The sequence below is a fragment of the Microbulbifer maximicatervae (SeqCode) genome (genome assembly GCF_052467065.1).
Map to the genome: position 1 here is coordinate 4363694 of NZ_CP174299.1, position 25779 is coordinate 4389472.

The 25779-nt window shown below is 48.4% G+C and carries 23 protein-coding genes; 10 read left to right on the forward strand and 13 right to left on the reverse strand.

Going from position 1 to position 25779, the window contains the following annotated elements:
* Positions 1-88: 88 nt before the first annotated feature.
* Positions 89-682, reverse strand: a complete 594-nt coding sequence (locus ACJJI1_RS19285; protein ID WP_444957676.1) for an FMN-dependent NADH-azoreductase — start codon at positions 680-682, stop codon at positions 89-91.
* 101 nt (positions 683-783) lie between these two features.
* Between ACJJI1_RS19285 and ACJJI1_RS19290 the strand changes: the two genes are divergently transcribed.
* Entirely contained in the window at positions 784-1716 is a 933-nt protein-coding gene (locus ACJJI1_RS19290; RefSeq protein WP_444957677.1) for a LysR family transcriptional regulator, read from the forward strand.
* A gap of 33 nt (positions 1717-1749) precedes the next feature.
* Here ACJJI1_RS19290 and ACJJI1_RS19295 read toward each other — a convergent pair whose 3' ends face one another.
* Positions 1750-2631 carry a putative selenate ABC transporter substrate-binding protein gene (locus ACJJI1_RS19295; RefSeq protein ID WP_444957678.1) on the reverse strand — a complete coding sequence of 294 codons (882 nt, stop codon included), beginning with the start codon at positions 2629-2631 and terminating at the stop codon, positions 1750-1752.
* Between the two features lie 369 nt (positions 2632-3000).
* On the opposite strand from ACJJI1_RS19295, the gene ACJJI1_RS19300 reads away from it, so the two are divergent.
* Positions 3001-3828, forward strand: coding sequence for an alpha/beta hydrolase (locus tag ACJJI1_RS19300; RefSeq protein ID WP_444957679.1), 828 nt, complete (start codon positions 3001-3003; stop codon positions 3826-3828).
* A gap of 129 nt (positions 3829-3957) precedes the next feature.
* Here the strand turns inward: ACJJI1_RS19300 and ACJJI1_RS19305 are convergent, their stop codons facing one another.
* Positions 3958-4455: a DUF1097 domain-containing protein gene (locus ACJJI1_RS19305; protein ID WP_444957680.1), complete on the reverse strand. Its 498-nt coding sequence runs from the start codon at positions 4453-4455 to the stop codon at positions 3958-3960.
* A gap of 77 nt (positions 4456-4532) precedes the next feature.
* Positions 4533-5342 carry an SDR family oxidoreductase gene (locus ACJJI1_RS19310; protein ID WP_444957681.1) on the reverse strand — a complete coding sequence of 270 codons (810 nt, stop codon included), beginning with the start codon at positions 5340-5342 and terminating at the stop codon, positions 4533-4535.
* A gap of 58 nt (positions 5343-5400) precedes the next feature.
* Between ACJJI1_RS19310 and ACJJI1_RS19315 the strand changes: the two genes are divergently transcribed.
* Both ACJJI1_RS19315 and ACJJI1_RS19320 read left to right on the forward strand, forming a co-directional pair.
* Positions 5401-6291, forward strand: a complete 891-nt coding sequence (locus ACJJI1_RS19315) for a LysR family transcriptional regulator (protein ID WP_444957682.1) — start codon at positions 5401-5403, stop codon at positions 6289-6291.
* Positions 6292-6562: 271 nt separating this feature from the next.
* Positions 6563-7759, forward strand: a complete 1197-nt coding sequence (locus tag ACJJI1_RS19320) for a M12 family metallo-peptidase (RefSeq protein ID WP_444913031.1) — start codon at positions 6563-6565, stop codon at positions 7757-7759.
* A 79-nt stretch (positions 7760-7838) separates the two neighbouring features.
* Here ACJJI1_RS19320 and ACJJI1_RS19325 read toward each other — a convergent pair whose 3' ends face one another.
* Together ACJJI1_RS19325 and ACJJI1_RS19330 are read right to left on the reverse strand one after the other, a co-directional pair.
* A complete protein-coding gene (locus ACJJI1_RS19325; protein ID WP_444917114.1) occupies positions 7839-8684 on the reverse strand; it encodes a mechanosensitive ion channel family protein in 846 nt (281 codons plus the stop codon).
* Between the two features lie 240 nt (positions 8685-8924).
* Positions 8925-9674, reverse strand: a complete 750-nt coding sequence (locus ACJJI1_RS19330) for a flavodoxin family protein (RefSeq protein ID WP_444957683.1) — start codon at positions 9672-9674, stop codon at positions 8925-8927.
* A gap of 253 nt (positions 9675-9927) precedes the next feature.
* Between ACJJI1_RS19330 and ACJJI1_RS19335 the strand changes: the two genes are divergently transcribed.
* Complete coding sequence (locus tag ACJJI1_RS19335) at positions 9928-10518, forward strand: hypothetical protein (RefSeq protein ID WP_444897264.1); 591 nt, start codon at positions 9928-9930, stop codon at positions 10516-10518.
* 299 nt (positions 10519-10817) lie between these two features.
* Entirely contained in the window at positions 10818-11498 is a 681-nt protein-coding gene (locus ACJJI1_RS19340) for a GlcG/HbpS family heme-binding protein (protein WP_444917116.1), read from the forward strand.
* 235 nt (positions 11499-11733) lie between these two features.
* Here the strand turns inward: ACJJI1_RS19340 and ACJJI1_RS19345 are convergent, their stop codons facing one another.
* The gene (locus ACJJI1_RS19345) at positions 11734-12105 is read right to left on the reverse strand and encodes a VOC family protein (RefSeq protein WP_444917117.1); all 372 of its coding nucleotides are present in this window, start codon (positions 12103-12105) and stop codon (positions 11734-11736) included.
* A gap of 270 nt (positions 12106-12375) precedes the next feature.
* Here ACJJI1_RS19345 and ACJJI1_RS19350 point away from each other — a divergent pair, with 270 nt between their 5' ends.
* Complete coding sequence (locus ACJJI1_RS19350; RefSeq protein WP_444957684.1) at positions 12376-12831, forward strand: macro domain-containing protein; 456 nt, start codon at positions 12376-12378, stop codon at positions 12829-12831.
* 80 nt (positions 12832-12911) lie between these two features.
* On the opposite strand, the gene ACJJI1_RS19355 is transcribed toward ACJJI1_RS19350, so the two are convergent.
* The gene (locus tag ACJJI1_RS19355; protein ID WP_444957685.1) at positions 12912-13922 is read right to left on the reverse strand and encodes a tyrosine-type recombinase/integrase; all 1011 of its coding nucleotides are present in this window, start codon (positions 13920-13922) and stop codon (positions 12912-12914) included.
* A gap of 192 nt (positions 13923-14114) precedes the next feature.
* Between ACJJI1_RS19355 and ACJJI1_RS19360 the strand changes: the two genes are divergently transcribed.
* On the forward strand, positions 14115-15173 hold the full coding sequence (locus tag ACJJI1_RS19360) for a DNA-binding protein (RefSeq protein ID WP_444957686.1): 1059 nt from the start codon (positions 14115-14117) through the stop codon (positions 15171-15173).
* Between the two features lie 261 nt (positions 15174-15434).
* Positions 15435-17132, forward strand: a complete 1698-nt coding sequence (locus ACJJI1_RS19365; RefSeq protein ID WP_444957687.1) for a BCCT family transporter — start codon at positions 15435-15437, stop codon at positions 17130-17132.
* A 30-nt stretch (positions 17133-17162) separates the two neighbouring features.
* Here the strand turns inward: ACJJI1_RS19365 and ACJJI1_RS19370 are convergent, their stop codons facing one another.
* Positions 17163-18074, reverse strand: a complete 912-nt coding sequence (locus ACJJI1_RS19370; RefSeq protein WP_444957688.1) for a M15 family metallopeptidase — start codon at positions 18072-18074, stop codon at positions 17163-17165.
* Positions 18075-18435: 361 nt separating this feature from the next.
* Here ACJJI1_RS19370 and ACJJI1_RS19375 point away from each other — a divergent pair, with 361 nt between their 5' ends.
* A complete protein-coding gene (locus ACJJI1_RS19375; RefSeq protein WP_444957689.1) occupies positions 18436-20028 on the forward strand; it encodes a BCCT family transporter in 1593 nt (530 codons plus the stop codon).
* 55 nt (positions 20029-20083) lie between these two features.
* Here ACJJI1_RS19375 and ACJJI1_RS19380 read toward each other — a convergent pair whose 3' ends face one another.
* The 4 genes from ACJJI1_RS19380 to betB form a co-directional block, all read right to left on the reverse strand.
* Positions 20084-20797, reverse strand: coding sequence for a TorF family putative porin (locus ACJJI1_RS19380; RefSeq protein ID WP_444908330.1), 714 nt, complete (start codon positions 20795-20797; stop codon positions 20084-20086).
* Positions 20798-20860: 63 nt separating this feature from the next.
* Positions 20861-22078 carry a BCCT family transporter gene (locus tag ACJJI1_RS19385; protein WP_444908329.1) on the reverse strand — a complete coding sequence of 406 codons (1218 nt, stop codon included), beginning with the start codon at positions 22076-22078 and terminating at the stop codon, positions 20861-20863.
* A 123-nt stretch (positions 22079-22201) separates the two neighbouring features.
* Entirely contained in the window at positions 22202-23875 is a 1674-nt protein-coding gene (betA, locus tag ACJJI1_RS19390) for a choline dehydrogenase (protein ID WP_444957690.1), read from the reverse strand.
* Between the two features lie 12 nt (positions 23876-23887).
* Positions 23888-25351 (reverse strand): betaine-aldehyde dehydrogenase, encoded by a 1464-nt coding sequence (gene betB, locus ACJJI1_RS19395; RefSeq protein ID WP_444957691.1) that lies wholly within the window; start codon positions 25349-25351, stop codon positions 23888-23890.
* Between the last annotated feature and the right edge of the window lie 428 nt (positions 25352-25779).

Below are 25779 nucleotides of genomic sequence, written 5' to 3' on the forward strand. Positions count from 1 at the left end.
GCAATAATCTGCCGGTTTTTTTAAATAGAGGGGGAGGATTAGTTTCCCCCTACAGGTACTCAAATAAGAGCTTGTTTATCTCCGTATCTCACACAAGTTCAGCAATACGCTTCTTCGCAGCTGCCAACGCCTTTTCTTTTGCTTCATCTCCCATTGCCAAGCCTTCAGCATAGACAAACTCCACATCAGTAATGCCAATAAACCCAAGGAACTGTCGAAGATAATTACTTTGGGGATGATCATCACCATAAACACCACCTCGTGAAATTAAAACGACGGCTTTTTTGTTCCTTAATAAGCCCTCAGGGCCGTTTTCGGTATATCGGAATGTTACCCCGGCACGTGCAATAAAGTCGAAGTAGGTGTGTAAATTAGACGGGACGTTGAAGTTATACATCGGGATACCTAGCACTAGCAGATCTGCCGATGATATCTCCTCTATCAGCTTGTCCGAAAGTTCTGCAATTTCACTTTGCTTGTTTGAACGGCTATCAGCTGGCGTATTGTGGGCTTGAAAGTGTTCCAGGTTCAGATGAGGTACAGGCTCGGATACCAAGTCACGATGGATGATTTCATCTTCCGGGTTCTTAGCCTTCCAGCTCGCTATGAAATTGTCCGTAAGTTGAGATGACTGCCCGTTCTCTTGAAAGAGGCTGGACTTAATGTTGAGTACCTTTGCCATGACTGCTTCCTCGTAACTAACTTTGTATGAAGCTATTGAAACATTCATTAAGTTGATTAAAAATTAGAATTATTTGCTTATTTCTATCTAAAAATTCGATCATGAGCCAACAATTGACACAATTATCAAACCCAAAGATCACTCTTGAGCAGTGGCGTTGCTTAATAGCGGTAGTTGAAGGGGGAGGGTATGCAAAGGCCGCCGAGCTTCTGCACAAGAGTCAGTCGTCGGTAAGCTATTCGGTGCAGAAGTTGGAATCACTACTGGCTGTAGCGGTTTTCACCATTAGTGGGCGCAAGGCGATTCTGACTCCCGCAGGTGAGATGCTCTACCGTCACGCAAAGCAATTACTGGAGGATGCTTCTGCATTGGAGCAGGCCGCCAGCCGGGCCTCGGCTGGATGGGAGTCCCAAATTGCGATTTCCGTGGAGGTGCTATTCCCAATTTGGTTGTTGTTGGACTGCCTAGCGCTTTTTGGCGAAGAGAGCCCTCAGACTCGTATTGAAGTGCATGAGATGGTGATTAGTGGAGCTTTAGAAGCCTTGAATGAGGGGAGAGTTGATTTTGCAATCAGCCCCAGAATTCCGCTGGGCTACAACGGTGAATTACTGCCATCTCCTGCACGTCTAATCCCGGTGGCCCATCCCAAGCACCCCCTGCATGAGCTGGACCGCCCGCTAACTATGAATGATCTCCGCAATCATCGTCACCTGGTGGTTCGGGATACGAACCCCCAGAGTGGTAGTAAAACGCTCACGGTTGAAGTGGCTAAGCGGTGGACTCTAAGTAGTATGTCTTCTTTGATTGGCGCCGCTTGCAAAGGCTACGGTTTTTCATGGCTGCCAGAAGACAAAATTCTGAATGAGCTCGCTGAAGGAAGCTTAAAGCCCTTACCCCTTCAGGGGGGGAGCAAAAGGGAGGTTCCTATGTACCTGATCTTTCCTAACCGGGACGATATTGGTCCCGGTGCACGGAGATTGGCGGCTATTATCAAGGACCGTTTGCAGGGTTTAACTCCCCTGAAGGCTTCTTAGTCAAGTCGTGAGGACAATTTGAACCTAATTCGCTTACTCATTGTTCAACAAGCCAATTTCGTGAGCGGTCTCGACGATTGGCTGGTACATTGAGTTGTCGGCTTTGATAAACCCTTTGCGGGGAAATGCGGCAAGTAGTTTAGGGTCCCGCATATTCAAAATCGCCTGCTGGACCTTGTCTAAGAAACTGTTGCCCCAGGTTTCATCGACATCCCCACGAATTGTCCAGTTGTAATCTGGATATCCTGGGGTTTTCCAGATTACTTGCACCTTGCTCTCATCCACTTTGCCGGCTTTCTTTTCGTTCTCCCACACTTTGTGATTCAGGGCGCCCACCTGATATTTCCCAGACTGCACTAGATCGAGGGTATTGGAGTGGTCGCCGGCAAAGCCTACACGGCTGAACACCTCGGCCGGGGGCTTGCCCAGTGCTTTTCTAATAAAATACTCCGGCATTAGCCGCCCAGAAGTGGAGTGCTCTGAACCAAAAGCAAAGGTCATACCCTCAATACCACGGGGGAACTCTTTTGAGGGAGTGAGCCCAGTACTTTTATTCGCAATAAAATAGGAGGTGAAATTTTGATCTCCTTCTCCCTGGGCAATGGCTTTGGCGCCAGGCTCCGCAACACGGGCCTGTACTCCAGTAAATCCGCCAAACCAGGCCAATTGAACTTTGTTATTTTTAAAGGCTTCAACCGTATCGCTGTAGGACTTCACCGATAAGTACTTAACTTCAACCCTAAGCGTGTCGGACAAATACTGTGCAACTTTGCCAAAGCGTTTTTGTAAGCGCTCCGGGTCCTGGTCTGGAATGGCAGTGAAAACAAAAGGTTTTGGGTTTTCTTGAGATAATACGAAGGGTACGCCGCACAGAATTACGAGGCTTAGAATAGACACGGTTAAACGCTTTAACATTCTTTTGGTCCTCTGCGGATCTGTAGTTCAAAATTTGTAGGATAAAACTAAAAGTTTAACTATAGGCGTTATATATAGATCAGAATGTTTGGAAGAAATTGTATTTCTCTATTTGGGCTAGCAAAAGTGAGATGGCTTTCTACCATTTATCCGCAATATCTGAGTTGTTGAGATAGTTGACACATATTTAGGCCTCTACAGGTGTTTATTATAGGGTTTCTTCCTCTGAAGGATGCTTTCTGTGATAAATATGCCCGCCACACAAGCCAGGGGAGTTACGGAGTTGTTTGGAGGCTCCTTAGACTCTAGAAAGAACCTTTAGTATAAAATAGGCAGTTTATGCCAGCACTTGCGGAGTCGAAACATAGAATGAGTGAGTATGATGATCAGTTTAATCTGCGTAAGCGGCACCCATTTGGTAGAGCCCATCTGCTAATCAATGGGCTACAAAGCTATTTGGCTACACAAATCCTAAGAAACTCGCTGGATATCAGCTATGGAGATAGCTCCGGTGAGAAAGTAGATATATTTCCTGCTAAATCCCCCAATGCACCGGTATTTGTATTCATCCACGGAGGGTACTTCCGGGCGCTAGATAAAAAGCAATACCGGTATATTGCCAAGCCCTTTGTAGAGGCCGGGTGTACAGTTGCTTTGGTCAACTATGATTTGGCGCCCGCCGTCAGTGTTAAAGAAATTATTGAGCAAAATATAAAGGCATTCTTATGGATATATAAAAATATCGATCGCTGGAATGGCAACCCCAGTAATATTGTGATCTGCGGCCACTCTGTTGGGGCATTCCTTGTGGCTAAAATTTTAGAATCTGAGTGGACACCTGAAGTCCGGAGCTCAATTAGTGGCGCTATTATGTTAAGCGGGCTCTATGACTTAACAAAGATGAGGCAATCTTATCTCAATGAATCTCTACGTTTATCAGAAGATGACGTTACTAATTTGAGCCCCATTTTTGGCGATATTAGATGTTTTACCAAAGCGATTGTTGCAGTAGGTGATGATGAGACTGCGGAATTTATTGATCAGTCAAAAAGATACTGTGAGAAGCTACAGCAAACGAAAAGCCCATACGAATATATACTTTTGAAAAATAAAAACCACTATACCGTATCGCGTATGTTAAGTAGTAGAAATAATGACCTAATGAATAGGATACTGGATATTTGCGGTGTGAATTGAGAGAGGGGGGATACGACTTAGCGCTCAATTTATATAGTTTTGAACATAAATTGGGATTACCAGCTTAAAATCAGGGAGCCTCTTAAGTCCTGTAGGATATTACTGAATTATGCCGAGACTCCCTGACTATCAATTAGCTTTACTTTCTCCAGTAAGAGATTGTAGGTAGGAGCAGCAATAGCCAGCGAGGATACCTAGAGCGGTCACTATTGTCAGCCCAATCACTCCAGATAGAACGTTGGCTGGATGGGCTGCAAAGAAAGTGATTAACCCTAAAAACCAGGCAATGATATTACCTACAAGTGGCAGACCTCTAAGTGATACCACCACAAATGCAACGGAAAACACTATAACCGCGAAGGCAATATTGCCCATCATTGGTAGCAATAGGGCATTAACTATAGCTGCTGTCATCCCCATCAATATTCCCAGAGCAACACAAATCCCACTGGAGATTGCGCTGAAGGCAGAGCCTGGCTGTGAAAAGAAAGCAACCCAGCCAACAAACATAGCCCAGGGTGGTAGTTCTAACATAGAGCAAGTGAATGCTGCTGCACTGGCAATAGTTGCAGCGATAAGGGTATCCCTGATGTATTTAGCCGACGGTACTTGGGCTTGATCGAGCATTGATTTTTAGTCCTCTTTCCAACTGGTATAACGATCAGTTGGAGATTGTTAAGTTGAAGCGGGCATTGGCTGTGAAGCTAGATAATTCCACCGTTGGCTCGTATAACTTGGCCGTTGATCCAGCCACCTTGCTCACTGACTAAAAAGGCAACGGTATTCGCAATATCTTCAGGCCTTCCCAATCGCTCAAGTGGCGACATTTTGGCAAGAGTTTCCACCATTTCATCAGTCTTTCCGGATAGGAAGAGCTCGGTAGCCGTAGGTCCTGGGGCGACGGCATTCACAGTGATATCTCTCCCCCGCATTTCCTTGGCGACTACCTGGGTCAGAGCTTCAACAGCTGCCTTGGTCGCCGCATATACGCTGTAATTCGGCATACACAAGTCGACGACACTCGAGGATAAGTTGATGATTCGGCCACCTTCTTGAAGCCTTGCGGTGGCTTCACGCATGACATTGAAGGTGCCCTTAAGATTTACAGCTACCTGACGATCGAAATCATCTTCTTCACATTCTGCCAGAGGGGCTAGTTTCATAATGCCCGCATTATTAATGACAGTATTGATTCCGCCAAAGGTGACTTCTGCAGAGTTGAATAGGCGTGAAACCGCCTGTTGATCACTGATATCGGCTTGGGCAGTAACCGCCTTGCCACCCTCGGTTTCAATGCGGTTTACCAACTTTTCGGCAGCTGAAATATTACTTTCAAAGTTCACCAGAATGGTAAAGCCATCCTTTGCCAGGCGAGAGGCGATCGCCGCGCCTATGCCACGGGAAGCTCCTGTTACCAGTGCCACTTTCTCCATAATGATCTCCGTAGTGATTACTGGAGCTGCCCTTGCTGCTCCCTGATTTGGCTGTATTTCCATACTATTCGTGTTATTCATGTAGATAATCCGGCTAAAATGGAATCTATTGTTCCAAATAAACAAACAATAGGGCGATATGGATAAGCTGGATGCGATGCGCTTGTACGTGCGGATTGTGGAGCGAGGCAGTTTTACAGCCGCTTCTACTGATCTTGGGATTCCGAGGTCGACATCGACTCAGGTGATCAACCGGCTAGAGAAACGGCTGGGAGTCAGGTTGTTGCAGCGATCGACTCGCAAGGTCAGGGCAACACTGGATGGAGAACTGTATTATCAGCGCTGTATTTCAATACTTGCGGACGTAGAGGAAGCTGAAGGGGCATTTACAGGTTTATTGCCAGGCGGTGAGGTGCGGGTAGACGTACAAGGGACTATTGCCCGTCATTTTGTTATGCCGCAACTCCCCCAATTTTTTGCCCAGTATCCTGACATTTCTTTGGTAATGAGTGAGGGGGATCGATGGGTGGACTTAGTCCAGGAAGGGGTCGACTGTGCTATTCGCTATGGACACTTGGCGGATAGTGAGCTGATTGCCAGGCGTTTAACCATGCTGGAACGGCTTACATGCGCATCGCCGCAATACCTGGAACACTACGGCCACCCAAGCTCTTTGGAACAACTGAATGGTCACCGTGTTGTAGCGCTGCGCTCTATAACGACTGGGAAGTCTACGCCGCTCTCTTTTTGTCTTGGCGATAGGGTAGAGACGTTGCAAGTTCCGGCGCAATTGACGGTAACTGGGACAGAGAGTTACTTGGATGGCGTTAAGCGGGGGCTCGGATTAGCTCAATTTCCAAAGTTTCATGTAGAAAAAGAATTGGATGCTGGAAATTTAGTTGAAATATTGCCCAATTTTCGCCCGCCCAGCGAGCCGGTATCGGTTGTGTTCACCCAGAATCGCTTTTTATCTCCCAGGGTTAGAGCATTTATTGAGTGGTTAAGTAAAATATTTTCAGTTCCCATTTAAAGGATTGTGATTAAGCTTTCATTTGAATTTAATTTTCCAAAAAGTTATCTGCTCTTCAGATAGTAACTTGTCAAAAATTTGCGAAGTTAAATTATTGGTAGGCGTAAGAATATTTTTTTAGTTAAGAATCATATAGAGTAGCCGCGCACTGTGGATTTCAATAAATATTTCTATTCAGTATTTTAAAGGCTGCATTAATAGATTTATTTTTATCTTTAGTGCGGATCTTTCTAAATTGATTTTCCGAGAAGCGGATACAGGGAGTATGTCTGTGAAAAGCTTTAAAATTCTTGCGCCTTTCGTGTTGCTATTTTCTACATTTGGCGCTTATTCAGAAGAAAATGTGAATGTTGTTTTTGAATCTTCCATGAGTGAAAGTAGATCAAATATAATCTCACATAAAACTAAAAAAAGTTTAAATAATAAGATTTTTAGCTTGAAGCCCGGTAGTACCCTTGAGGTTCCCAGTGAGCTCGGCAAGCAACGGTTTACCTTGCAAAATATTCGCTCAACAAAAAATAGGGCTTCACTATCTGCATTTTCTGAGGATGGAAAAGGGTTTATCACCTTAGCCGAGAACAACGGTAGAATTGTTGGCTCAATACAATCTGAAGGTAGGCTCTACAAAGTGAGACCTGCCGGAAAAGGCGCGGTTACAATCGCTGAGGTTCCAGACAATTCACTTGTCGACCATGATAGTAACTACTTCGAAGAGATGGATTTTACTTCCAAGGTTGGCGCGCTAAACACAACCTCAGGAATTGCGACTACTGACTCTGGTGGAAAAATAACCGTTATAGTTGCTTATACCGATGCCTTTGAGGCAGACGCCGGTGATGTACCCGCCTACATGGATTTATTGGAAGAGGAAACCAATGTTTCATTTGCCAATAGTGAAGTCAATACCTCGGTAGAAATTGTTCACTCTTATAGAACCAGCTATGCAGAAAGCGGTAGCTTCTATGTGGACCGCGAGTACTTTTCGAATGACGCATATCCAGAAACTAAAGAACTATACGAACTTAGAGACTTGTATAGTGCAGATGTAATGATTGTTTTAACCGGCAATGATTTGTACAGCGGATCATGTGGATTAGCTAAGACGATCTACGCATCGGAATCAACAGCCTTTGCTTTCGCAAGGGAAGGGTGCGCAACGGGGTACTTCAGCTTTGCCCATGAAATTGGCCACCTAATGGGAGCCCGACATATTATCTACAGTGATTCGAATATGGAGCCGTTTGAATATGGCCACGGCTACTGCAATACCACCCCTTCAACTTGGAGGAGTGTGATGGCCTACAATTGCCCGTCGGATCGAGGCGGCCCCAGAATTCAGCAGTGGTCCAACCCGGATATCACAATAGATGGAGACCCTACAGGCACCTCCAACCTAGAGGATAATGCGCGGGTTATCCGTGAGCGCGCCTGGGAGGTTGCGAACTTCCGGGTCGATGGGGAAAGTTAACGGCAAATTCATACAAGAGCCGCTAGTTAGGCAGAACTGCTAGCGGCTTCAATCGGCGATACCTTTTAATACGACTGCGTTAAGCTTTAGACCCCACGTCCTTGGTCTTCTCGAACCAAAAGTTATAGAAGTCTTCAGTCACCAACTGTTCGATATTGGTGGCTTCCTCTCGGGGGCAAAATACGGTTACCGTGGTTACATCGTGGCCGAGCTCATTGGTCGTGATACAGACTTTGGCATCCGGTCCCGAGAGCTCAACGCCCATGCGGTTCTCAATCAGGTTGCAGTAGCGTTCGGCAACTTCACGGAAGGACTCGCAGTGTTCTTTAAGTCGCTCAGAGATAAACTTCTTGGCTTCAAATGGATTCATTCCTTTGCTTTCTCGGGTAATCGAAAAGGTGTGCTCGATATACCGGCGCATAAAGTTCAGGTTCTTTACCGGTTGGGTAAAGAAGGCATTGTTAGGGATGTACAGAGTTGTTCCTGTATAGCCATTGCCCAAACCGTGCGGATCGATTTCTAAAAGGGTGGTGCTTAGCCAGTCACTATCGGTGACTTCACCAAATTGATTGCCGACTTTGATCCAGTCTCCCACAGTAAACGAGCGCATGTTTGCCTGGTACAAGCCACCAACGAGGCACTGCACACCCTCTCTCAATGCCAGCACAATTGCCACAGAGAAAGCGGCAATGGATAGGGCAAAGTCCCGGAGTTCGCTTACCCAAATTGCTATCAGGCCAACTACCAATAACAAGTTGCCAAGGTTATGTATGGTATTGATACGGCGGCGCTTATCCGCTTTTTGCCAACTACTTCGTGCTATTACTAGCGTGAGCAGGCCACGTAATAACATCACTACTGAGATCAGGCATATGGTGATAAATAATTTGCTATCCAGGATATGCGCTAAGAACTCTGGTTTCATTCGGGACAGGGACCTCACAGGAATTACTGGACCACCAATTCATATGGCAACGCCTAGCATCCCTTTATGGAGAAAGGAGTGCTATGCCGGGCAGGTGGGTGTTAATGGGAGCAAAGAAGGCGGGAATTTATCCCTGGTGCTACATCTTGTAAATAGGATTTTGTAAATACGGATAGACTTGGCCAAACAGCAACAACTTTAGGCTGCTTAGCTCTATAAAGTTAAAAATGCAGGATGTTTCTATCGATAATCAGGGTTAGGGAAGTCGGGCTTACAGCCGGCATCCCAGGCAGAGCGCTGATTACCGTGGGCGGGAATGCCCCCAGCATCTTTTATCATTCGCGCCATATGCATCAGGTTCCAGGTCATAAAAGTGGTGTTGCGATTGGTAAAGTCGTTTTGCGGACCACCGGAACCAGGGTCAAGATACGAGGGGCCGGGGCCCGCTTCTCCCACCCATGCCGCATCGGCCTGAGGTGGGATTACATAGCCGAGGTGCTGCAAAGAGTAGAGGATATTCATGGCGCAGTGCTTAGCACCATCTTCATTGCCAGTAATAAGACAGCCGCCCACGCGACCATAATAGGCGTACTGGCCTTTTGAGTTGAGATCTGCTGAATTCGCATAAAGCCTTTCTATGGTCTGGGTACAAATAGAGGATTTCTCCCCCAGCCAGATTGGCGTGGTTATAACCAGAATGTCCGCCTCTTCAACTCGACGGTAGATCAACGGCCACTCATCACTATCCCAGCCGTGTTGGGTCATATCCGGGTAAACGCCAAAAGCTATATCATGATCAACGGGGCGTAATACCTCAACTGAGACTTTGTTTCGCTCCATGATTTCTCTGGATATGCGAATTAGGCCGTCTGTATGAGAGAGTTCAGGTGTTGGCTTTAGTGTGCAGTTGAGAAATAGCGCCTTGAGGTCGGAGAAGTCCGACGCACTAGACTTGCAGTCTTCAATTTGCTTTTGATTTAACGTCGTCATTTTGGGCCTCCTTGCCACCACTTAGATAATAGCCTGAGTTCTAATCCCGTGATTTCAAAGAGGATCCGTTGAACTTTACCCAAATAGATCTGCGACACGGTGTTAGTCCATATAACTTACGGGTATCAGGCTTCGACTTATCCATCCAGGGTCCGCTGGGGGTCATTACTATTGGCGTGATTCGGCTTGCCCCGGGATTATCTAACCGTAAAGCTGCGCCTATATTTGACTGACTACCACCTTGGAGGTCACCATGAAAATAATCAATCAGCTATTACTCCTGTTGTCCTCAGTACTTCTGACTCTTGTTGCCACTCACGCCAATGCCCAATCGGAAGCTAAAGATTCCTTGGAAGGAGTCTGGTGTGCAATTGAAGGTGAGTCGTTTATTTTTTACGAGCACAGTCCAGACGCCTTTACCTTAGAAAAGGAGCAGATTTGCCGAACTTTTAAAGTTCTCAAGCAAACAGGGGTGGGTGGTGGTGGTCGCTATCTTGAGGTAACGAAGAAGCCGGATGTTAAACACCAACTAACTGCAGTTGAAGAGAAGGTGAATGAGACCACTATAGCTAAGGATATCGGTATCTTTGCCTATATGAAGAGTGGCAATAGAATTCAAGTGGTAGCTGTTGATGTGTCCGATGAGAGCGTTACAAATTTGACCCTCGATGGCAGTGGCACTATGCGAGGTTTTATCGAGGAGGTTACTGCTGACAGCACCGCTAAGAAGGGTCATGAAGCTCATGTTGGTGTGTTGTTCTTTCGGAGGACTTCCTCGTCAATACCCGAGACCTTTGATCAGGACTGGGAATCAATCTTCAATGAGACCCATATCAAGCAATAAGTGCTTGGGCCTAATGATACTGCCGGGGATGCGATGTCATTACCACAACTAAACAATTCAGCAAATTAGCTAAAGATCGTAATTCTATTAAGGCGGTATCGTCGATACCTTTGCGAAAGGCGACCTGGTGCGATTTTTCATGCCTACTCTAGCCAACCATTAAAGACATTTATTAGGAGTGTTAAAAATATAGCTAAAACCCAAGGGCATAATTGATTCTATATTAATCTAACCTAGTATTATCAACGGCCCATCACTCTCAGCAAGAAATGAAGATATAGATTATGCAGGTTAATTCAATGGAGTTACCAAAATATTCCGAACTTAAGGCGGTGCTAAAAGATGTCGTAAAAGAACAGAATGGCGGTTTTAGCTTAAATATGTGGGCAACGGTAGTTGATAGAGATGGAATAGTTAGAGCTGTTGTATTTTCCGGCGAAGATAGAGGCGACCAATGGCCCGGTAGCCGCGTCATTTCAGCGCAAAAAGCAAATACAGCAAATGCTTTCAGTCTGCCAGGCCTACCCTTATCGACAGCAAACCTTTTTACAGCTGTTCAGCCTGGTGGAAGTTTGTATGGTTTACAGCATAGCAATCCAGTTGATACCAATGTTGCTTATAGCGGGCTACCCAATGATATTGGTACAGAACACGACCCAATGATTGGTAAGAAAATTGGAGGCGTTAATGTTTTTGGTGGTGGTTTAGCGCTGTACAAAGACGACGGCAAGCTTCTTGGAGCAGTTGGGGTAAGTGGTGATAGTTCATGTGCGGACCATAATATTGCGTGGAAAGTTCGTCATATGCTCAAGATGGACTACATACCTGAAGGGGTGAGTCCTAGCAAGGACGATAACATCGTCAATGACATTGTGGGTGGTGTTAGCGCTGGTGGTTGGGGGCACCCTGCCTGCTCGCCTGAAGCAAGTGACATTGCCAAAAAACTACCTAAGACACATCCGACTAGATCTAAAAAATAAATTACTTTAGAGCAATTCAGGTAATGAACTGACTTGGCTCTCCATATGTACTTAAGTTGATCGGCTAGTCGCCGATATCTACTAGTGTAAACTGATGGAAAAATCTAGCTGCAAGGGTGATAAATAGGCTACCGATCCAATCAATACTAATAAACAAGAGCCTCTTATATTGCGGCTGTAAACGGGAGATAAGATGGTGGCGACGCCTATAGGCGCCGCAAACGGGTAGGGGGATCTATTTATTAGTCGTACTATTAGTGAACTCCCGAAGCTGAATATGATTGCCTTCAGGGTCAGCTACATTGCAGGCTTTGAATATTGGATTTGACCACTCTCCGCCAAGGGATTTGCCACCTAACTCTATTGCTTGGTGCCGTGCCTTTGTAAGGCTTTGTACTGCTATAAATACTTTGACTGTATTAAAATTTTCCTCGGAAAGTTCAATAGGGGGAGTATGCACAACAATATTGAAACCCTCTCCGCCCAAACTAACCAGTTCGTTTGTTTTATGAAGTACAGACAAGCTGAACATATTTATATAGAATTTTGACAATTCATTGATATCATTTGCGTATACAACGACACCAAATTTTGCGGGTCCGCTCATATTTCCTCTTTACTCATACTTAAATTCTTCGTAGCGATAACTTCTATGTTAAGTTATCAATAGTTATTTTTAGCAACAACAAATTGGGTAAGGCTTTTCAGTGTGCCTTAGCGCAGAGCAGCTTGGTGCATATTATATTGATCTAGTGTCAATTAGTTGAGAGTTGTTAATCAGTCAAGAAAGTTGAAACTGCGCTAGAGCGTTTGCCTTTCGTTCCACTGTATACGCGTTGAAGACTGCCAAGGCGTTTTGGATTTCTGGAGTTCGAGAATGAATGTAGTAGAAGGTGATTTGATCAAAATGGCACTTGAGGGCCATTTTGATGTAATTGTTCATGGGTGTAATTGCCAGTGCCAAATGGGAAAGGGGATAGCCTTAACTATCAAGAAGCTTTTCCCTGAAGCCTACGAGGCAGACTTGGGTACAGAAAAAGGCTCACGACTTAAACTGGGTACGTATTCAAGCGCTTACATATCACAGTTAGAGGCCAGCTTTACGGTCGTCAATGCTTACACTCAGTTTCACTGGAGAGGTAAGGGGGTAATGGCGGATTATGAGGCTATACGCAGTGTATTCACCAAAGTTAAGAAAGATTTTCCGGGGAAGAGGATTGGATATCCTCTAATAGGTGCAGGGCTTGCCGGTGGAGATTGGGAGGTAATTTCCAGCATCATAGAAAATGAACTTGAAGGCGAAAATCACACACTTGTTAAGTTTGTGCCGTAACAAGCCCCCAGGCTGAATACTTCCGCACATATACTGCCCGCCTGAAAGGCGGGACTTGCTAGCAGGTTAATAGCAGCTTCTTAAGATAGTAGTTCCGACATCTTCTTCATCAAGATAGCTGAGGCGTTGTCGGTAAACTGTTGCCCCTCCTCAATATACTCCCAGACAGTGGCGTCACTCTTCCAGCCACCTTGCTTCTTGATCAGCTCAAAGCCAACTTTTTCTCGTGCAGCGGAAGTAGACAGGCCTCGGCGAAAGCTGTGGCTGCTGAGTTCGGCAACAAAGTCAAAACCGCAGACCTCCCCGAGATTTTTCAGTAGATCGTTGATAGCTGTGGGGTTTAACTGTCGACTTTGCACCGTATCCCAGCGATTCACTGACCGAAATACTGGCCCAGTTCTAATGCCACTAACGTCTAGCCAGGACTTAAGTGCTCGTGCGGGGCAGATTTCAGGGGTGCCGTAGGGAAGGGCGCGCATCATTCCCTGACCACTTTGATCCGTTTTTGATTTGGGCAGGCGAATGATCAAACCTTCCTCCTCCCATATCAGGTCTTCAACCTGGATCGCCACTAACTCACTGCGCCGGAAGGCACCGAAGAATCCTACCAGCACCAATGCCAAGTCACGGGTCCTCTTCTTGGAATCAGGCTGAGAGCGCAACTGTCGGGTGAGGGTGGCAATGTGTTCGAGGCTCAGCGCCTTGGCTTTTTGCTTTGGCTTTCCGTGGGTGCGGCGAATACCGCGCATGGTTTTCTGTACCAGCGGTTCAGTAACTGGGTTGGCGATGCCTTGATAAAGGTGCCACTGGCCTATGGCGGTTAGGTGCAAATCCAGGGTGCGCGGGTTCAATTGCTCGGCCCGGCTCAATAGATAGCTAACCAGTGAATGGCTATCGGTGGGGAGTCGGCCTCCCCATTTCTCGAACTGGCGAATGGCAGACCGATAGGCTTTGCGAGTGCTGTCTGAAGTCGCTGCTCGCAGGTACTTCTGAATGTCATCCTCAGTCAGAAGTGCTCCACCCCCGGTAGATGTACTGCTGAGCGGGGATTGAGGTTGGAATTTGGTTGAGGCTAGGGGCTGTTTTCTCATGAATTCTGTGTCACCTGAAAACCACCATTTGTACTGAGAGTACGTTAAATGGGGGCTTCCTTACTGTTATAACCTTCGATAAGAATCATTATCGAAGGTTATCTGGGTTAATTCAAGAATTGGTTTATTCTTATATATTATGTATTATTACGTAATACGTAATTTGGTACAAAATAATCTGAGGGAAGGTTAATGGCGCGCACAGGGGTCACCTATCTGGACATTTTTGAGGCAGCAAAGGCGATTAAGGCCCGGGGCGAGGAGCCGACAGTTGATAGGGTGCGCGCTCATCTGGGGACAGGGAGTAAAAGTACAATTGCGCCGCTTCTAAAACGGTGGAAAAGCGAGAGTTCCAGCAGCATTGATGTCAGCGGCTTACCTAAAGATTTGGTGGAGGCACTGAAAGGACTTCATCAGCGTATCCAGGGCGATGCGGACCAGAGAGTGGAGCAGGTTCAGCAGGAATTTGAAGCTAAAGAGCTGGAGATAACAGAGAGACTAAATGAAGCTCAAGAGACCAGTAGCAAGCAAACCGCATTGATTCGCGAGCTGGAGCAGAAGCTTTCAGCTTCTGAAGGTGAGAAGCGCCGCCTCAAAGTTACCCTGGGTGAAACTCAGTCAGAACTGGAAAAAAGTGAGTTTCAATTGGAGCAGGCCTCGGTTCGAGTTGAGGAGCAGAAGGCCTCAATTGAAGAGATGAAGCAGGAGAATCGCGATGTGCGCGAGCACTTTGAGCACTTCCAGCAACGAACAGCTGTAGACCGGCAGCACGAGCGAGATCAGTTTCGATCTTCCAGTGAGCAGCTTAAGGGGCAGGTGGTCTCACTGACGGAGCAACTTGGGCTGGCGGAACAGAGGATTTCTGAGCAGGATCTCCTGAATAAACAAGGGCAGGCATTAATTACTGAACTCAATCGGGAAAAGCAGGAGTTGCGTGAAAATATAGGCGCCGCTCAAGCCGAAGCAGCAAACTACAAGCGGCAGGCTGAAGAGCAGGCGGCAAGCGCTGAGCTCCAATCTTCTGAAATTACACGATTACAGGATGAGGTTACCCGCCTCCATAGCAGCGGTGTAGGGCAAGCTAAGGAGATTCAGCTTCAGCAAGTATCTTTGGAAAGGCTGGGTGCTGAACTGGGTGCTACAAAAGACCGGATAGAGACCTTGTCAGACGAGAATCGTATCCTTCTACAGGAGAAGGCAATGCTGCAAGGGCAGTTTGCCCAACTGGAAAAATCTTTGGGTAAGCAGTAGTTCAGAACCCGGCAGGTCGGGGCCGTCGTCAGTTGATAGCCCCAGTTCAGTTGGTTGTCGCACCTAAACAGATGTGACACCTGTCAAATTGAAATACTTTGACTAGCTGGTACTATTAAAGATAAGTAAGAGCAAATTTAGTTGTAGTTGATCTACCTATCCTTATATAAGTCCTACTCACTAACACCGCATAATAAAGTTCCTTATATAAAGTCCCCCTTGCTTTTATTTGCCGCGGTTCACAAGGCATTTGGGAGGCAAGTGTTGTCCAGTCATTTCAGAGAAATCATCGATAAACCCACTTTTTTTGGTTCACTGGCGCTGCTGTTGGCAGTAACAATCCCACTGGTGCTGTTCCCCGAAGTTGGTGCCGCCTGGGTTTTAGCCGCTAAAGGTTTCGTCACTGACAAGCTGGGGGTTTTCTATCTGGCACTGGGTGTCGGGGCAATTCTCTTTATGGTCTATATCGTGTTTAGTGATATCGGCCAGATCAAGCTGGGAACACCTGAAGAAAACCCTGAGTTCTCCACCATATCCTGGGCATCAATGCTGTTTTGCGCCGGCATCGGTGCATCGATTCTCTATTGGTCTATGGTCGAGTGGATCTACTATTACCAAACCCCACCTTTCCAGGTTGAAGGGGGCACCCCCGAAGCTGCGCGCTGGGCTGTTGCCTACGGTATTTTTCACTGGGGCCCGCTGGCGTGGTCCATCTACCTGATTCCCGCTCTGCCAATTGCCTACTTCTACTACGTTAGAAATCACAGCGTGCTGAAAATTAGCGAGGCACTGATGCCCGTTTTGGGGGAGCAGCGTGCCCAAGGTGGGATTGGTAAGTTGATCGACGTGCTGTTTATCTTTGGCATGTTGGGCGGTGGCGCCACGACCCTGGGGATAGCCGCGCCGCTGATTACTCAGGGAGCTCATGAACTCTTGGGCGTGCCTACCGGGCTGGGAACCCAGGTTGTAGTGCTGATGATATGCACGGCAATCTTCGGTTATAGCGCTTTTGTTGGGCTTAAGAAGGGTATCCGCGCACTTTCCAACCTGAATATGTGGCTGTCTATTGTACTGCTTCTGTTTGTTTTCCTGGTTGGCCCCACCTTATTTATGTTGAACACCGGCTTGGATGCCCTGGGTCGTGTCTTGGATAACATCTTCCATATGGCCGCCTGGACTGAGCCATTTGCAGAGTTTGAGCAGTTCCCGGATACCCATTTCCCCCAAGACTGGACCATCTTCTATTGGGCGTGGTGGTTGGTTTTCGCTCCCAGTGTCGGCTTGTTTATTGCGCGCATCTCGCGGGGGAGAACCATCAAGACCATGGTGGTTGGCTCCATTTTTTATGGCACCTTAGGCTGTTTCCTGTTCTTTATGGTGCTGGGGAATTACGGCGTCTACTTACAGTTTTCCGGTGAGCTGGATGTGGTGGGGATGCTAAATGAGCAGGGCGCAACTGCCGCAATTTTTGCCACACTCAAGACACTTCCCGGCAGTAAACTGGTGATTCTGGTATATACGGTGCTCGCCCTCATCTTTACTGCAACTACATTCGATTCCATCTCATACATTCTTGCCGCTGTTGTGCAGAAAGAGGTCGATGAAGAGCCGGCTAGATGGAACCGCCTGTTCTGGGCATTTGCGCTTTCACTGATGCCGATAACGCTGCTGTTTTTGGGCGGCCTGGATACACTGCAAACTGCCAGCGTGATCGGTGGCGTGCCGCTTTTAGTTGTTGCTTTGCTGCTGTGCATATCGATTGTGAAAGCCGCTCACTATGACCTGCGCTACCAGCCGAGCTACGAAGAGAAGGAAATCTATATTGAAGAGTTTCCAGCGGATGATCCGTGGACAGAAGAGGGGAATTGGGAGGTTCCAGCCCAGGCAGAGCACGGCGTATCCCACGATGACAAACCCCATATAGAGGGCGATCCGGGAAGCCATCCGTCTCGACTTTAATAGTTGGGCAGCAGGAGGAGGGCGCCGTTTTCACTCCTGCTCTCCATCAAATTCTGACACCACTTTATCTACACAATGCTTTCTGAGGTGAGTAGCGCTTTTTATCGAGCTGTTCTCCTCAAAACAGCGATTCAATTGCTGGGTATATCGGTTAAATAGTTGTTTTGCACTCTCCTTTGGCAAAGTTACAAGGCGGTTAATGAACTGACGGGAACCAACCTGAAAGTGCATATAATCAATCGGGATATTCCAGTCTCCACCCCAGACAGCGAAGCCATGCCTGGCAAAGATTGTGGTTACATCTTCAGACATCCCCATACGGGTTGGCTTTCCCGGGCGAAACTTTGCCCGGTTTAAATATCCCTCTGTTGCATGCTTAGGGATTACTTTGGCCCGGGTGTGTTTATCAATATACAGGTAAGGGTTTTGTAGGGGGTTAATATCAATAGCAACACCATAAGCGTGCTCAGACCATCTGCTCCCACCTGTAATGGGACGCGAATCAAAGGCCAGCGTGTTGTTTCGATCATCTGCCATTCGCTCTTGCAGAGTAAAATATTCGACAGGAATGGCTGACTGTATTGGAAAACGAGATCGGGAGATCTCACCAAATAAAGACAGGACGTTCTCGGCAACGATATCAAGCACAACAACGGCGCCTCTGCGGTCTAGATCAGCTCCGATGCCAAAATTATCCTGAGCAGGGGTATCCAAGAGAGGCGCATAGTCGAAGACGACCCTTTTCAGCCTTTCACAGCCAATAGGGGAGTTGCTCCGAAGAACCTGCCGGAGCCTCATCAGCTCACAGTCTTCTTGGGATATGTCATAGATACCTGTCTTTGCTTCAGGTTCAAAATCATTAACATCGATATTCCTGGCCTGGTCCTTGGTGCATGCAAATAGCACCAAGCCCGCGATGGCGGCGATGGCCTTCTTATACATATCACTTCTCGGTATTCCTTTGGGAAAGCCCCATTTCAAATAGTATTTGAGTATGAACATCCTGTTCCTTGAATTGCACTCGGCCTGCTAAATCAGCAATCAGAAGGGTGCTAATCACGTCGTGCCTGCCGTTGATCAATGGCAGTGTAGTGCTTGTCTTAAAGATTGGCGCTTTTGCTTTCAACGGTTCTGTTTTTGGGGGTTATAAAACCACCAGGCCGTGATCATTTAAACAGCCAGCTTAATTCCACTTTCTTTGAGAAAATCTTTTCAAGAGGGGGCCCTATTGAATAGGGGATCAAAGGACCTCATAGACAAGCCCACCTTTTGGGGCTCTTTTACATTGCTACTAGTGGCGACAGTGCCTTTGATCCTCTTTCCCGAGGCGGGTTCGTTATGGTTATTGGCAGCTAAAGATCTGGTGACAGAGAAGTTGGGGGTCTTTTATCTCCTGCTAGGCCTAGGTGCGATGTTATTTGTGCTGTATATCGCCTTTAGTGATATCGGCAGGATAAAGTTGGGACGGGGGAAAGAGGGCCCCGAATTCTCAACTCTATCCTGGGCTGCCATGTTGTTTTCTTCCGGTATTGGCGCCTCTATTTTGTATTGGTCGATGGTTGAATGGATCTACTACTACCAACAGCCGCCGTTCCAGGTTCAAGCAAGTTCAGCTGAAGCTGCGCGCTGGGCAGTTTCCTACGGTATCTTTCACTGGGGGCCACTGGCTTGGTCTATCTATCTAATCCCCGCACTGCCAATTGCCTATTACTACTATGTGCGTAAACGCAAGGTTTTGAAGCTAAGCCTTGCGCTTGCGCCAGTATTGGGCGAGCGTAGAGTGAGTGGGCACATTGGTAAGCTTATCGATACTTCTCTGGTATTTGGCATGCTAGGAGGTGCGGCTACACGGCTTGGTATCGCAGCGCCGCTGATTACTTTGGGATTGCACAAGCTATTTGGAATTCCTACTGGGGTGGGATTTCAGGTCGGGGTGCTGATATTTTGTGCGCTATTGTTTGGTTATTGTGCTCTTGTCAGGGTAAAGCAGGGCCTTAGCGTTCTATCAAACTTTACAATTTTTCTCTCGCTTGCCTTGCTGCTCTTCGTGTTTATCGCAGGGCCGACACTATTTATGCTCAATAGTGGGTTGGATTCCCTGGGTAGAGCGCTGCAGAACTTCTTGCAAATGGCCACTTGGACTGAGTCCTTCTCTCATTTTCAACAATTCCCCAACACTCGTTTTCCTCAAGATTGGACCATCTTCTATTGGGCTTGGTGGTTGGTGTTTGCACCGAGTATTGGTTTGTTTATAGCGCGTATCTCTGGAGGTCGGACTATCAAGGAGATGATTCTTGGATCACTATTTTTTGGAACTTTTGGCTGCTTCTTGTTTTTTATGGTGCTAGGCAACTACGGCGTTTACTTGCATTTTTCGGGCGAGCTGGACTTGGTGCAAATACTAAATCAGCAGGGGGCCAATACCGTGATCTTTGCCGTTTTGGATAAGTTGCCGGCGAGCCAGTTAGTTGTGTTGCTGTATACGCTGATCGCACTGGTTTTTACGATCATTACTTTTGACTCCATATCTCATATTCTTGCCGCCGTTGTGCAGAAAGAAGTCCATGGCGAGCCGCTTCGGTGGAATCGAATTTTCTGGGCCTTCGCGCTGGCAGTAATGCCTATTGCTTTGTTGCTCATTGGGGGGCTGGAAGCGTTGCAGGCGGCAAGCATTATCGCCGGTGTCCCTTTGCTGCTGATTGCCCTCTTGCTGTGTATCTCAATGGTTAAAGTTGCACGGCATGACTTGAATTTGCACCCTGTTATCCTTGAAAGGGAAATCGTTTTGGAAGGGGTGACTGAGGAAGGTGCCTGGAGTGGGAATACTGAATCAGTGCAAGTTGTGATGAAATCTGCAGAGAAGTCTGGCCAGGACGGAAAAGAAGAAGCACCCTAAGAGCAGACTAGTAAGATATGCCGGGGCTATCTAAAGCCCCGGCTGCACTTATAGTTTAAAGGCTAAAAGTGCGGGCAACAGAGAAGACGATACGCTCGTCAGCAGTGCCTGAGTCGAGAGTGGTATTCTCGGCGGCAATATTGAAATCAAAACCCTCCAGGGAAGTCATATACTCCACTCGGTAGTGGTTGTAAGATTTTTTACCTTCCCAGGTCCAGTTGTCTTTATTGACGGTTGTAGAGCGGTCAGCACTGAAGCGAACGTTGTGTCCTTCTGCAAACTCAAAGGTATGGGCCAGCATCATAATGTAGTGGCCGCCACCCTGGCCAAAGTAATCCCAGCTGTACCAGCCATTGACTTCTGATTCGCCTAGAGCAGAGCTATAGCCAAGCTTGGCATAAGCTTCCGGGTAAGCGTACTCTTCAGAAAGGTCACTATCACCGTGATAGGTGTAATAAGCGAGTCCAGTGTCCAGGCTTACTTTATCGGTAAGCTGCATGAACTTACCTGCATAGAAATCCCACTCCAGGTTGGTATCGTCATCTTCACCGAAGTCTACGTTGGAAGCCCAGGTGCCGATATACCAGCCGTTATCGAACCCGTAGTCCAGACTGGCTTGCAGTGCTGGGTCGTTTTGAGTCTGACTGACGCCGTTAAAGGTGTAGTCAGTAGTCAGATTAACAGTAGAAGACAGCTCCGCTTGGGATTGTTGGGCAAGCACCAGCAGGGAAGCACAGGTCAGTGCAGAAAGTTTCAAAGTTGATTTCATTGTTCAAATACCACTTATTTATATTTTGTAGCCCCCGCCAAACCAGGCGGGGGATTTCAACAGTTAGCTCGCCAGTTCGATCTTGCTAAAGTCGATCTTGTTTTCTTTAGGCGAGGAGTCGATAGCTGCTACCGCCCTGAAGCGCTTCACCAGGATGTAACCCAGGCAGCAGAAGAAAATGCCAATTACCAGAGCGCCGATCCACTGGATTTGCAGGAAGTCGAGCTTGAACAACAGGGTGAGCAGGCTCATCGCTGCCAGGTTCAGTACGAAGTATTTCCACTTACCCAGACGCGCAACGGTCATACCTAGGTTGTCGGTGTACAGGCGAATCAGGGAGTCCAGTGAGTTGATCACGAAAGTAACACCCACAATGATCATGGCCAGGTTATAGAAGCCAGTAGTATCCAGGCCCTGGCTGGAATAGTAGTAAAGCACGGTGAACCACAGTGCGATGGGGATGGATGGGAAGATCAGCATCGCCGCCAGCACTTGGTAAGTACGCAGACCGCCCACAAAGCGGGAGGTAAACTGGCCAATCATAATGCTCCACGCAAACCACCAGAACAGGTAGAACTCGTGGTAGTCATTCAGCGGCAGCACGAACTGGTGGATATTACCGAAGTAACCGCCGAGCAGCGCAAAGGTGGAAGCGAAGTCGCCAACGCTACCGTTTTCACCGGTAAAGGCACCGACCCACATTACCGCGATCAGGCCAATAAACATCCAGGTAGTCGCCAGGCTGAGGAAGCGTACATAGCGCAGGCTGGTGGATGAGTAGACCGCAGCGGCGATCACGGCAAATACGATCAGGTAGAAGGTACCAACAATGGTTTCACCATCGCCAACCTGTGGCAGATACCAGGGCAGGTTGCTAAGCAGCAGGTAGGCGGTAAACGCGCAGGTACCGATAATCACCACGTTGTTGATCAGCTTTACCAGGCCGATCTCAAAGAATTTAACTTTGGGCTCGATAATGCAGAAGTAAAAACAGGTGAGGAAGTAGAAACCCCAGATCAGGAAGGCCCAAAAACCAAACTCAATCGCGAGTGCGTTGGTGAAGCCATATTCTGGGTTTGCGGCTAGGTCTGCATAGCCACCGAACTCGGTGAGGGGGAACATGATAAGGCCTACATCGAGGCCGGAGGTGAAAAGGATCGCTATAAAAGTGAAGGTTTTAACCGGGGTCACCCCGACCATCTTCACATTTCCCCATTTAATCAGCGAGAAAATTATTGCCGTGAAGGTAAATAATAATCCCGCAGAAAGCCAAGCTGTCATGCTGAGTCTCCAGCTAGTTATTGGTATGCCGGCGCCCCTCAAGGGCGTTGCTGTGCGAGATTTGAGTATCCCCGTCGCATTTGAAGGGGGCAGTCAAATCTCTGCCAGAGCGCCGACGTAAATTCAGCTCACTGAGCGCGCAGGGCGGCCAGGTCGCTGAGTGCTGGTAGCCTTGGTTGCTACCGGTGCCTCGGAGGGCGCCAATACAGGGCGCCCTAAAATCAGGTCAGCAGCCCGCTCCGCCACCATAATGGTGGGCGCATTCAGGTTGCCGTTGGGAATGGTCGGAAAGATGGAGGAATCTACAACTCTCAAGCCCTGCAAACCGTGTACACGGGTTTCCGGGTCTACCACTGCCATTGCATCAGTGCCCATCTTGCAGGAGCAGGACGGGTGGTAAGCACTCTCGACGGATCCCCGTACGAAAGCGTCAATTTGTTCATCAGTCTGGATATCGGTGCCAGGCTGGATTTCATCGCCTCGGTATTCGTCGAAAGCTGGCTGATTGATAATCTCGCGAGTCAGTCGCACACAAGCACGGAAACCCTCGATGTCCTCTTTCTCCTGCAAATAGTTGAACAGGATTGAAGGGGATTGCTTGGGATCACTGCTCACCACTTTGACCCTGCCGCGACTCTTGGGCTTGTTGTGCCCGATATGCACCTGGAAGCCGTGGCCGTCGAAAGCTTCGCGGCCGTCATAGCGCATGGCTGCTGGCAGGAAGTGATATTGCAGGTCCGGCCACTCCACATTTTCTTTGGAGCGAATAAAACCGCAGGACTCGAAATGGTTGGTGGCTCCGAGACCATCCTTCTTCAGTATCCAACGAGCGCCGATCAGGAATTTATTCCACGGATCGAGCTTGCCATTCAGGGAAATCGGTTGGTTGCAGCGGAACTGGAAATAGAACTCCAGGTGGTCCTGCAAGTTTTGGCCAACGCCGGGGAGTTCGTGTTGGAGTTCGATACCGGCTTCTGCCAGTGTGTCGGGGTCTCCGATTCCGGAGAGCTGAAGAAGGTGAGGGGAGCCGATGGGACCTGCGCTGAGGATGACCTCCTGCCGCGCCTTTAATTCCAGGATCTTTCCCTTGCGTTCAAGTTTGATTCCGACTGCCCGTTTACCTTCCAGAATCACCTTATGCACAGTGGCGTGGGTCAATACCGTCAAATTGGGGCGCTGCATGGCCGGTTTCAGGTAGGCGTTGGCGGTAGACCAACGCTTTCCATCTTTTACCGTCATATGCATGGGGCCAAAGCCCTCTTGCTGCTCACCGTTGTAATCTGCGGTGTAGTCGTAGCCAGCTTCTTTACCGGCTTCGATAAAGACTCCATAAAGGGGGTTGGCCATTTCGTTGCCGTTGTTGACCCCTAGTGGACCTTCGTCGCCACGGTAATCGTCACCGCCAAAAGCCCAGGTCTCAGAGCGTTTAAAGTAGGGCAGGCAGTGGGCGTAGTCCCAGCCTTCGGCGCCGTGCTGTGCCCACTCATCAAAGTCTTTGGCGTGCCCGCGCACGTACACCATCCCGTTAATCGAGGATGAACCCCCGAGCACCTTGCCTCTGGGGCAATGCATGCTGCGGTTGTCCAGGTACGGCTCTGGCTCGGTCATAAACTGCCAGGCGTACTTGTCGGTATTCATGGGAATAGATAGTGCGGTGGGCATCTGGATAAAGATGCTGCGATCGCTACCTCCGGTCTCTACCAGGAGGACTTTTTTATCTTCCTGGGCAGACAGGCGGTTAGCCAGAACGCAACCGGCAGAGCCGGCGCCGACAATGATGTAGTCAAACTCACTCATACAGGGTACCGCTTAAAATGGACTTTCCAGTGGTGCCAGGCCCACATACACCGCTTTTAGCTGGGTGTAGTGGTTCAGGGTCGCAAGTCCATTTTCGCGTCCGATTCCGGATAACTTGTATCCGCCCACCGGCATTTCTGCCGGGGAAGCGCCGTAGGCATTAATCCAGCAGATACCCGCTTGCATCTGGTGGATCACACGGTGGGCGCGAGTGATATCACGGGTAAATACGCCGGCGGCGAGGCCCAATCGGGTATCGTTAGCGCGGCGGATCACTTCGTCTTCATCATCAAAGACCAGTACCGACATTACCGGGCCGAAGATCTCTTCGCGGCAGATGGTCATATCGTCATGACAGTCGGTGAATACGGTGGGAGCAACGAAGTAACCGTTAGGTGAATTCTCTGGTGAAAGGGTGTGACCGCCGCAGAACAGGGTCGCGCCTTCCTCTTTACCCTTGCTGATGTAGTCCATTACCAGTTGCTGATGCTTGGCAGAAATCAGGGCGCCAAAATTGGTGTCCGGATTCATCGGATCACCGGCAATAATATTTTGCTCAACACGCTCTTTCAGACGAGCGAGGAACTGATCGTGGATGCTGCGGTGTACAAATACCCGGGTACCGTTGGTGCAGATTTCGCCCTGGGTGTAGAAGTTGCCCAGCATGGCAGCAGAAACGGCTTGCTCCAGGTCGGCATCATCAAAGATCACCAGTGGGGACTTGCCACCCAGCTCCATGGTAACTTCTTTCAGGTTGGAAGCCGCTGCGGCCATCACTTTCTTGCCGGTACCCACTTCGCCGGTAAAGGAAACCTTGGCAATATCCGGGTGGTTAGTCAGCCAGGCACCCACGGCGCCATCACCTTGGATTACGTTGAAAACACCCGGGGGCATGCCCGCTTCAATAAAGGTTTCAGCCAACTTCAAAGCACCTTTGGGGGTTTCTTCGGAAGGCTTGAAGATCATGGCGTTACCGCAGGCCAGGGCCGGGGCGGCTTTCCAGCAAGCGATTTGTAAGGGGTAGTTCCAGGCACCGATTCCGGCGCAGATGCCCAGGGGCTCGCGGCGGGTGTAGTAGAAGTCCTCACCGACTTGCTGCTGATTGCCTTCAATGCCTGCAGCCAGGCCGGCAAAGAATTCGATGGAGTCGGCCCCAGTCACTACGTCCACAACACTGGCTTCCTGCCAGGGCTTGCCGGTATCAGCCACTTCGATAGCTGCCAGTTCGTCGTTGCGCTCGCGCAACAGTGCTACTGCTTTCAGCAGGATGCGACTGCGCTCGATCGGCATCATCGCTGACCACTGGGCAAAACCGCGCTTGGCGCTCTCGATGGTCTCTGCCAGTACCTTTTCGTCGGCAACCTCAACCTGATAGCTGACTTCGTTGGTCGCCGGGTTATATACATCAAAGCACTCGCCGCTCTCATTCGACAGGTAGCGGCCGTCTACAAAATTCCGTTGTTTGTCCAGTGACATCTGTCTCTCCATACTGCTTTAACAGAGGGTCAGTCGGTTGTTCGTTGGCGATGGACTCGAAGGGCGCAATGGGCCGTTCGTGAAGGTCCAGTCATCATAAAAAAGGGCCGGTCTGACGAAGACATTTGTCCCTAATCGTCAGATTCCAGCCCGGGCTCGATAGTCGTTTATCGAGCGATATGACACAAAATGTAACATATTTTTAATTTGAACTCTAATTGTTAGCACTCAATGCAACAAAGCTGGTGGATTCGTAGGAGGATTTATTTTTCAGCGACTACAGAGTTAATCCGTATTTTCAAGGGTTAAAAGTGGGCTGGGTTGGGCCAAAAATCTCATTTGAACTCTATAAAAAGCACTGTATAAATTTTGCCCAATCCGGCTATCTCGAGGTCAAGTCAGGTACCCGAAAGGCGGGGGCTTCGGGC

Excerpts from the sequence above, each read along its gene's own strand:
- betB (WP_444957691.1), bottom strand. The coding sequence starts at position 25,351 with ATGTCACTGGACAAACAACGGAATTTTGTAGACGGCCGCTACCTGTCG.
- ACJJI1_RS19290 (WP_444957677.1), top strand. The coding sequence starts at position 784 with ATGAGCCAACAATTGACACAATTATCAAACCCAAAGATCACTCTTGAG.
- ACJJI1_RS19315 (WP_444957682.1), top strand. The coding sequence starts at position 5,401 with ATGGATAAGCTGGATGCGATGCGCTTGTACGTGCGGATTGTGGAGCGA.
- ACJJI1_RS19295 (WP_444957678.1), bottom strand. The coding sequence starts at position 2,631 with ATGTTAAAGCGTTTAACCGTGTCTATTCTAAGCCTCGTAATTCTGTGC.
- ACJJI1_RS19380 (WP_444908330.1), bottom strand. The coding sequence starts at position 20,797 with ATGAAATCAACTTTGAAACTTTCTGCACTGACCTGTGCTTCCCTGCTG.
- ACJJI1_RS19300 (WP_444957679.1), top strand. The coding sequence starts at position 3,001 with ATGAGTGAGTATGATGATCAGTTTAATCTGCGTAAGCGGCACCCATTT.
- ACJJI1_RS19310 (WP_444957681.1), bottom strand. The coding sequence starts at position 5,342 with ATGAATAACACGAATAGTATGGAAATACAGCCAAATCAGGGAGCAGCA.
- ACJJI1_RS19285 (WP_444957676.1), bottom strand. The coding sequence starts at position 682 with ATGGCAAAGGTACTCAACATTAAGTCCAGCCTCTTTCAAGAGAACGGG.
- ACJJI1_RS19305 (WP_444957680.1), bottom strand. The coding sequence starts at position 4,455 with ATGCTCGATCAAGCCCAAGTACCGTCGGCTAAATACATCAGGGATACC.
- ACJJI1_RS19350 (WP_444957684.1), top strand. The coding sequence starts at position 12,376 with ATGAATGTAGTAGAAGGTGATTTGATCAAAATGGCACTTGAGGGCCAT.
- ACJJI1_RS19370 (WP_444957688.1), bottom strand. The coding sequence starts at position 18,074 with ATGTATAAGAAGGCCATCGCCGCCATCGCGGGCTTGGTGCTATTTGCA.
- ACJJI1_RS19335 (WP_444897264.1), top strand. The coding sequence starts at position 9,928 with ATGAAAATAATCAATCAGCTATTACTCCTGTTGTCCTCAGTACTTCTG.
- ACJJI1_RS19385 (WP_444908329.1), bottom strand. The coding sequence starts at position 22,078 with ATGACAGCTTGGCTTTCTGCGGGATTATTATTTACCTTCACGGCAATA.
- ACJJI1_RS19355 (WP_444957685.1), bottom strand. The coding sequence starts at position 13,922 with ATGAGAAAACAGCCCCTAGCCTCAACCAAATTCCAACCTCAATCCCCG.
- betA (WP_444957690.1), bottom strand. The coding sequence starts at position 23,875 with ATGAGTGAGTTTGACTACATCATTGTCGGCGCCGGCTCTGCCGGTTGC.
- ACJJI1_RS19345 (WP_444917117.1), bottom strand. The coding sequence starts at position 12,105 with ATGAGCGGACCCGCAAAATTTGGTGTCGTTGTATACGCAAATGATATC.
- ACJJI1_RS19360 (WP_444957686.1), top strand. The coding sequence starts at position 14,115 with ATGGCGCGCACAGGGGTCACCTATCTGGACATTTTTGAGGCAGCAAAG.
- ACJJI1_RS19340 (WP_444917116.1), top strand. The coding sequence starts at position 10,818 with ATGGAGTTACCAAAATATTCCGAACTTAAGGCGGTGCTAAAAGATGTC.
- ACJJI1_RS19330 (WP_444957683.1), bottom strand. The coding sequence starts at position 9,674 with ATGACGACGTTAAATCAAAAGCAAATTGAAGACTGCAAGTCTAGTGCG.
- ACJJI1_RS19325 (WP_444917114.1), bottom strand. The coding sequence starts at position 8,684 with ATGAAACCAGAGTTCTTAGCGCATATCCTGGATAGCAAATTATTTATC.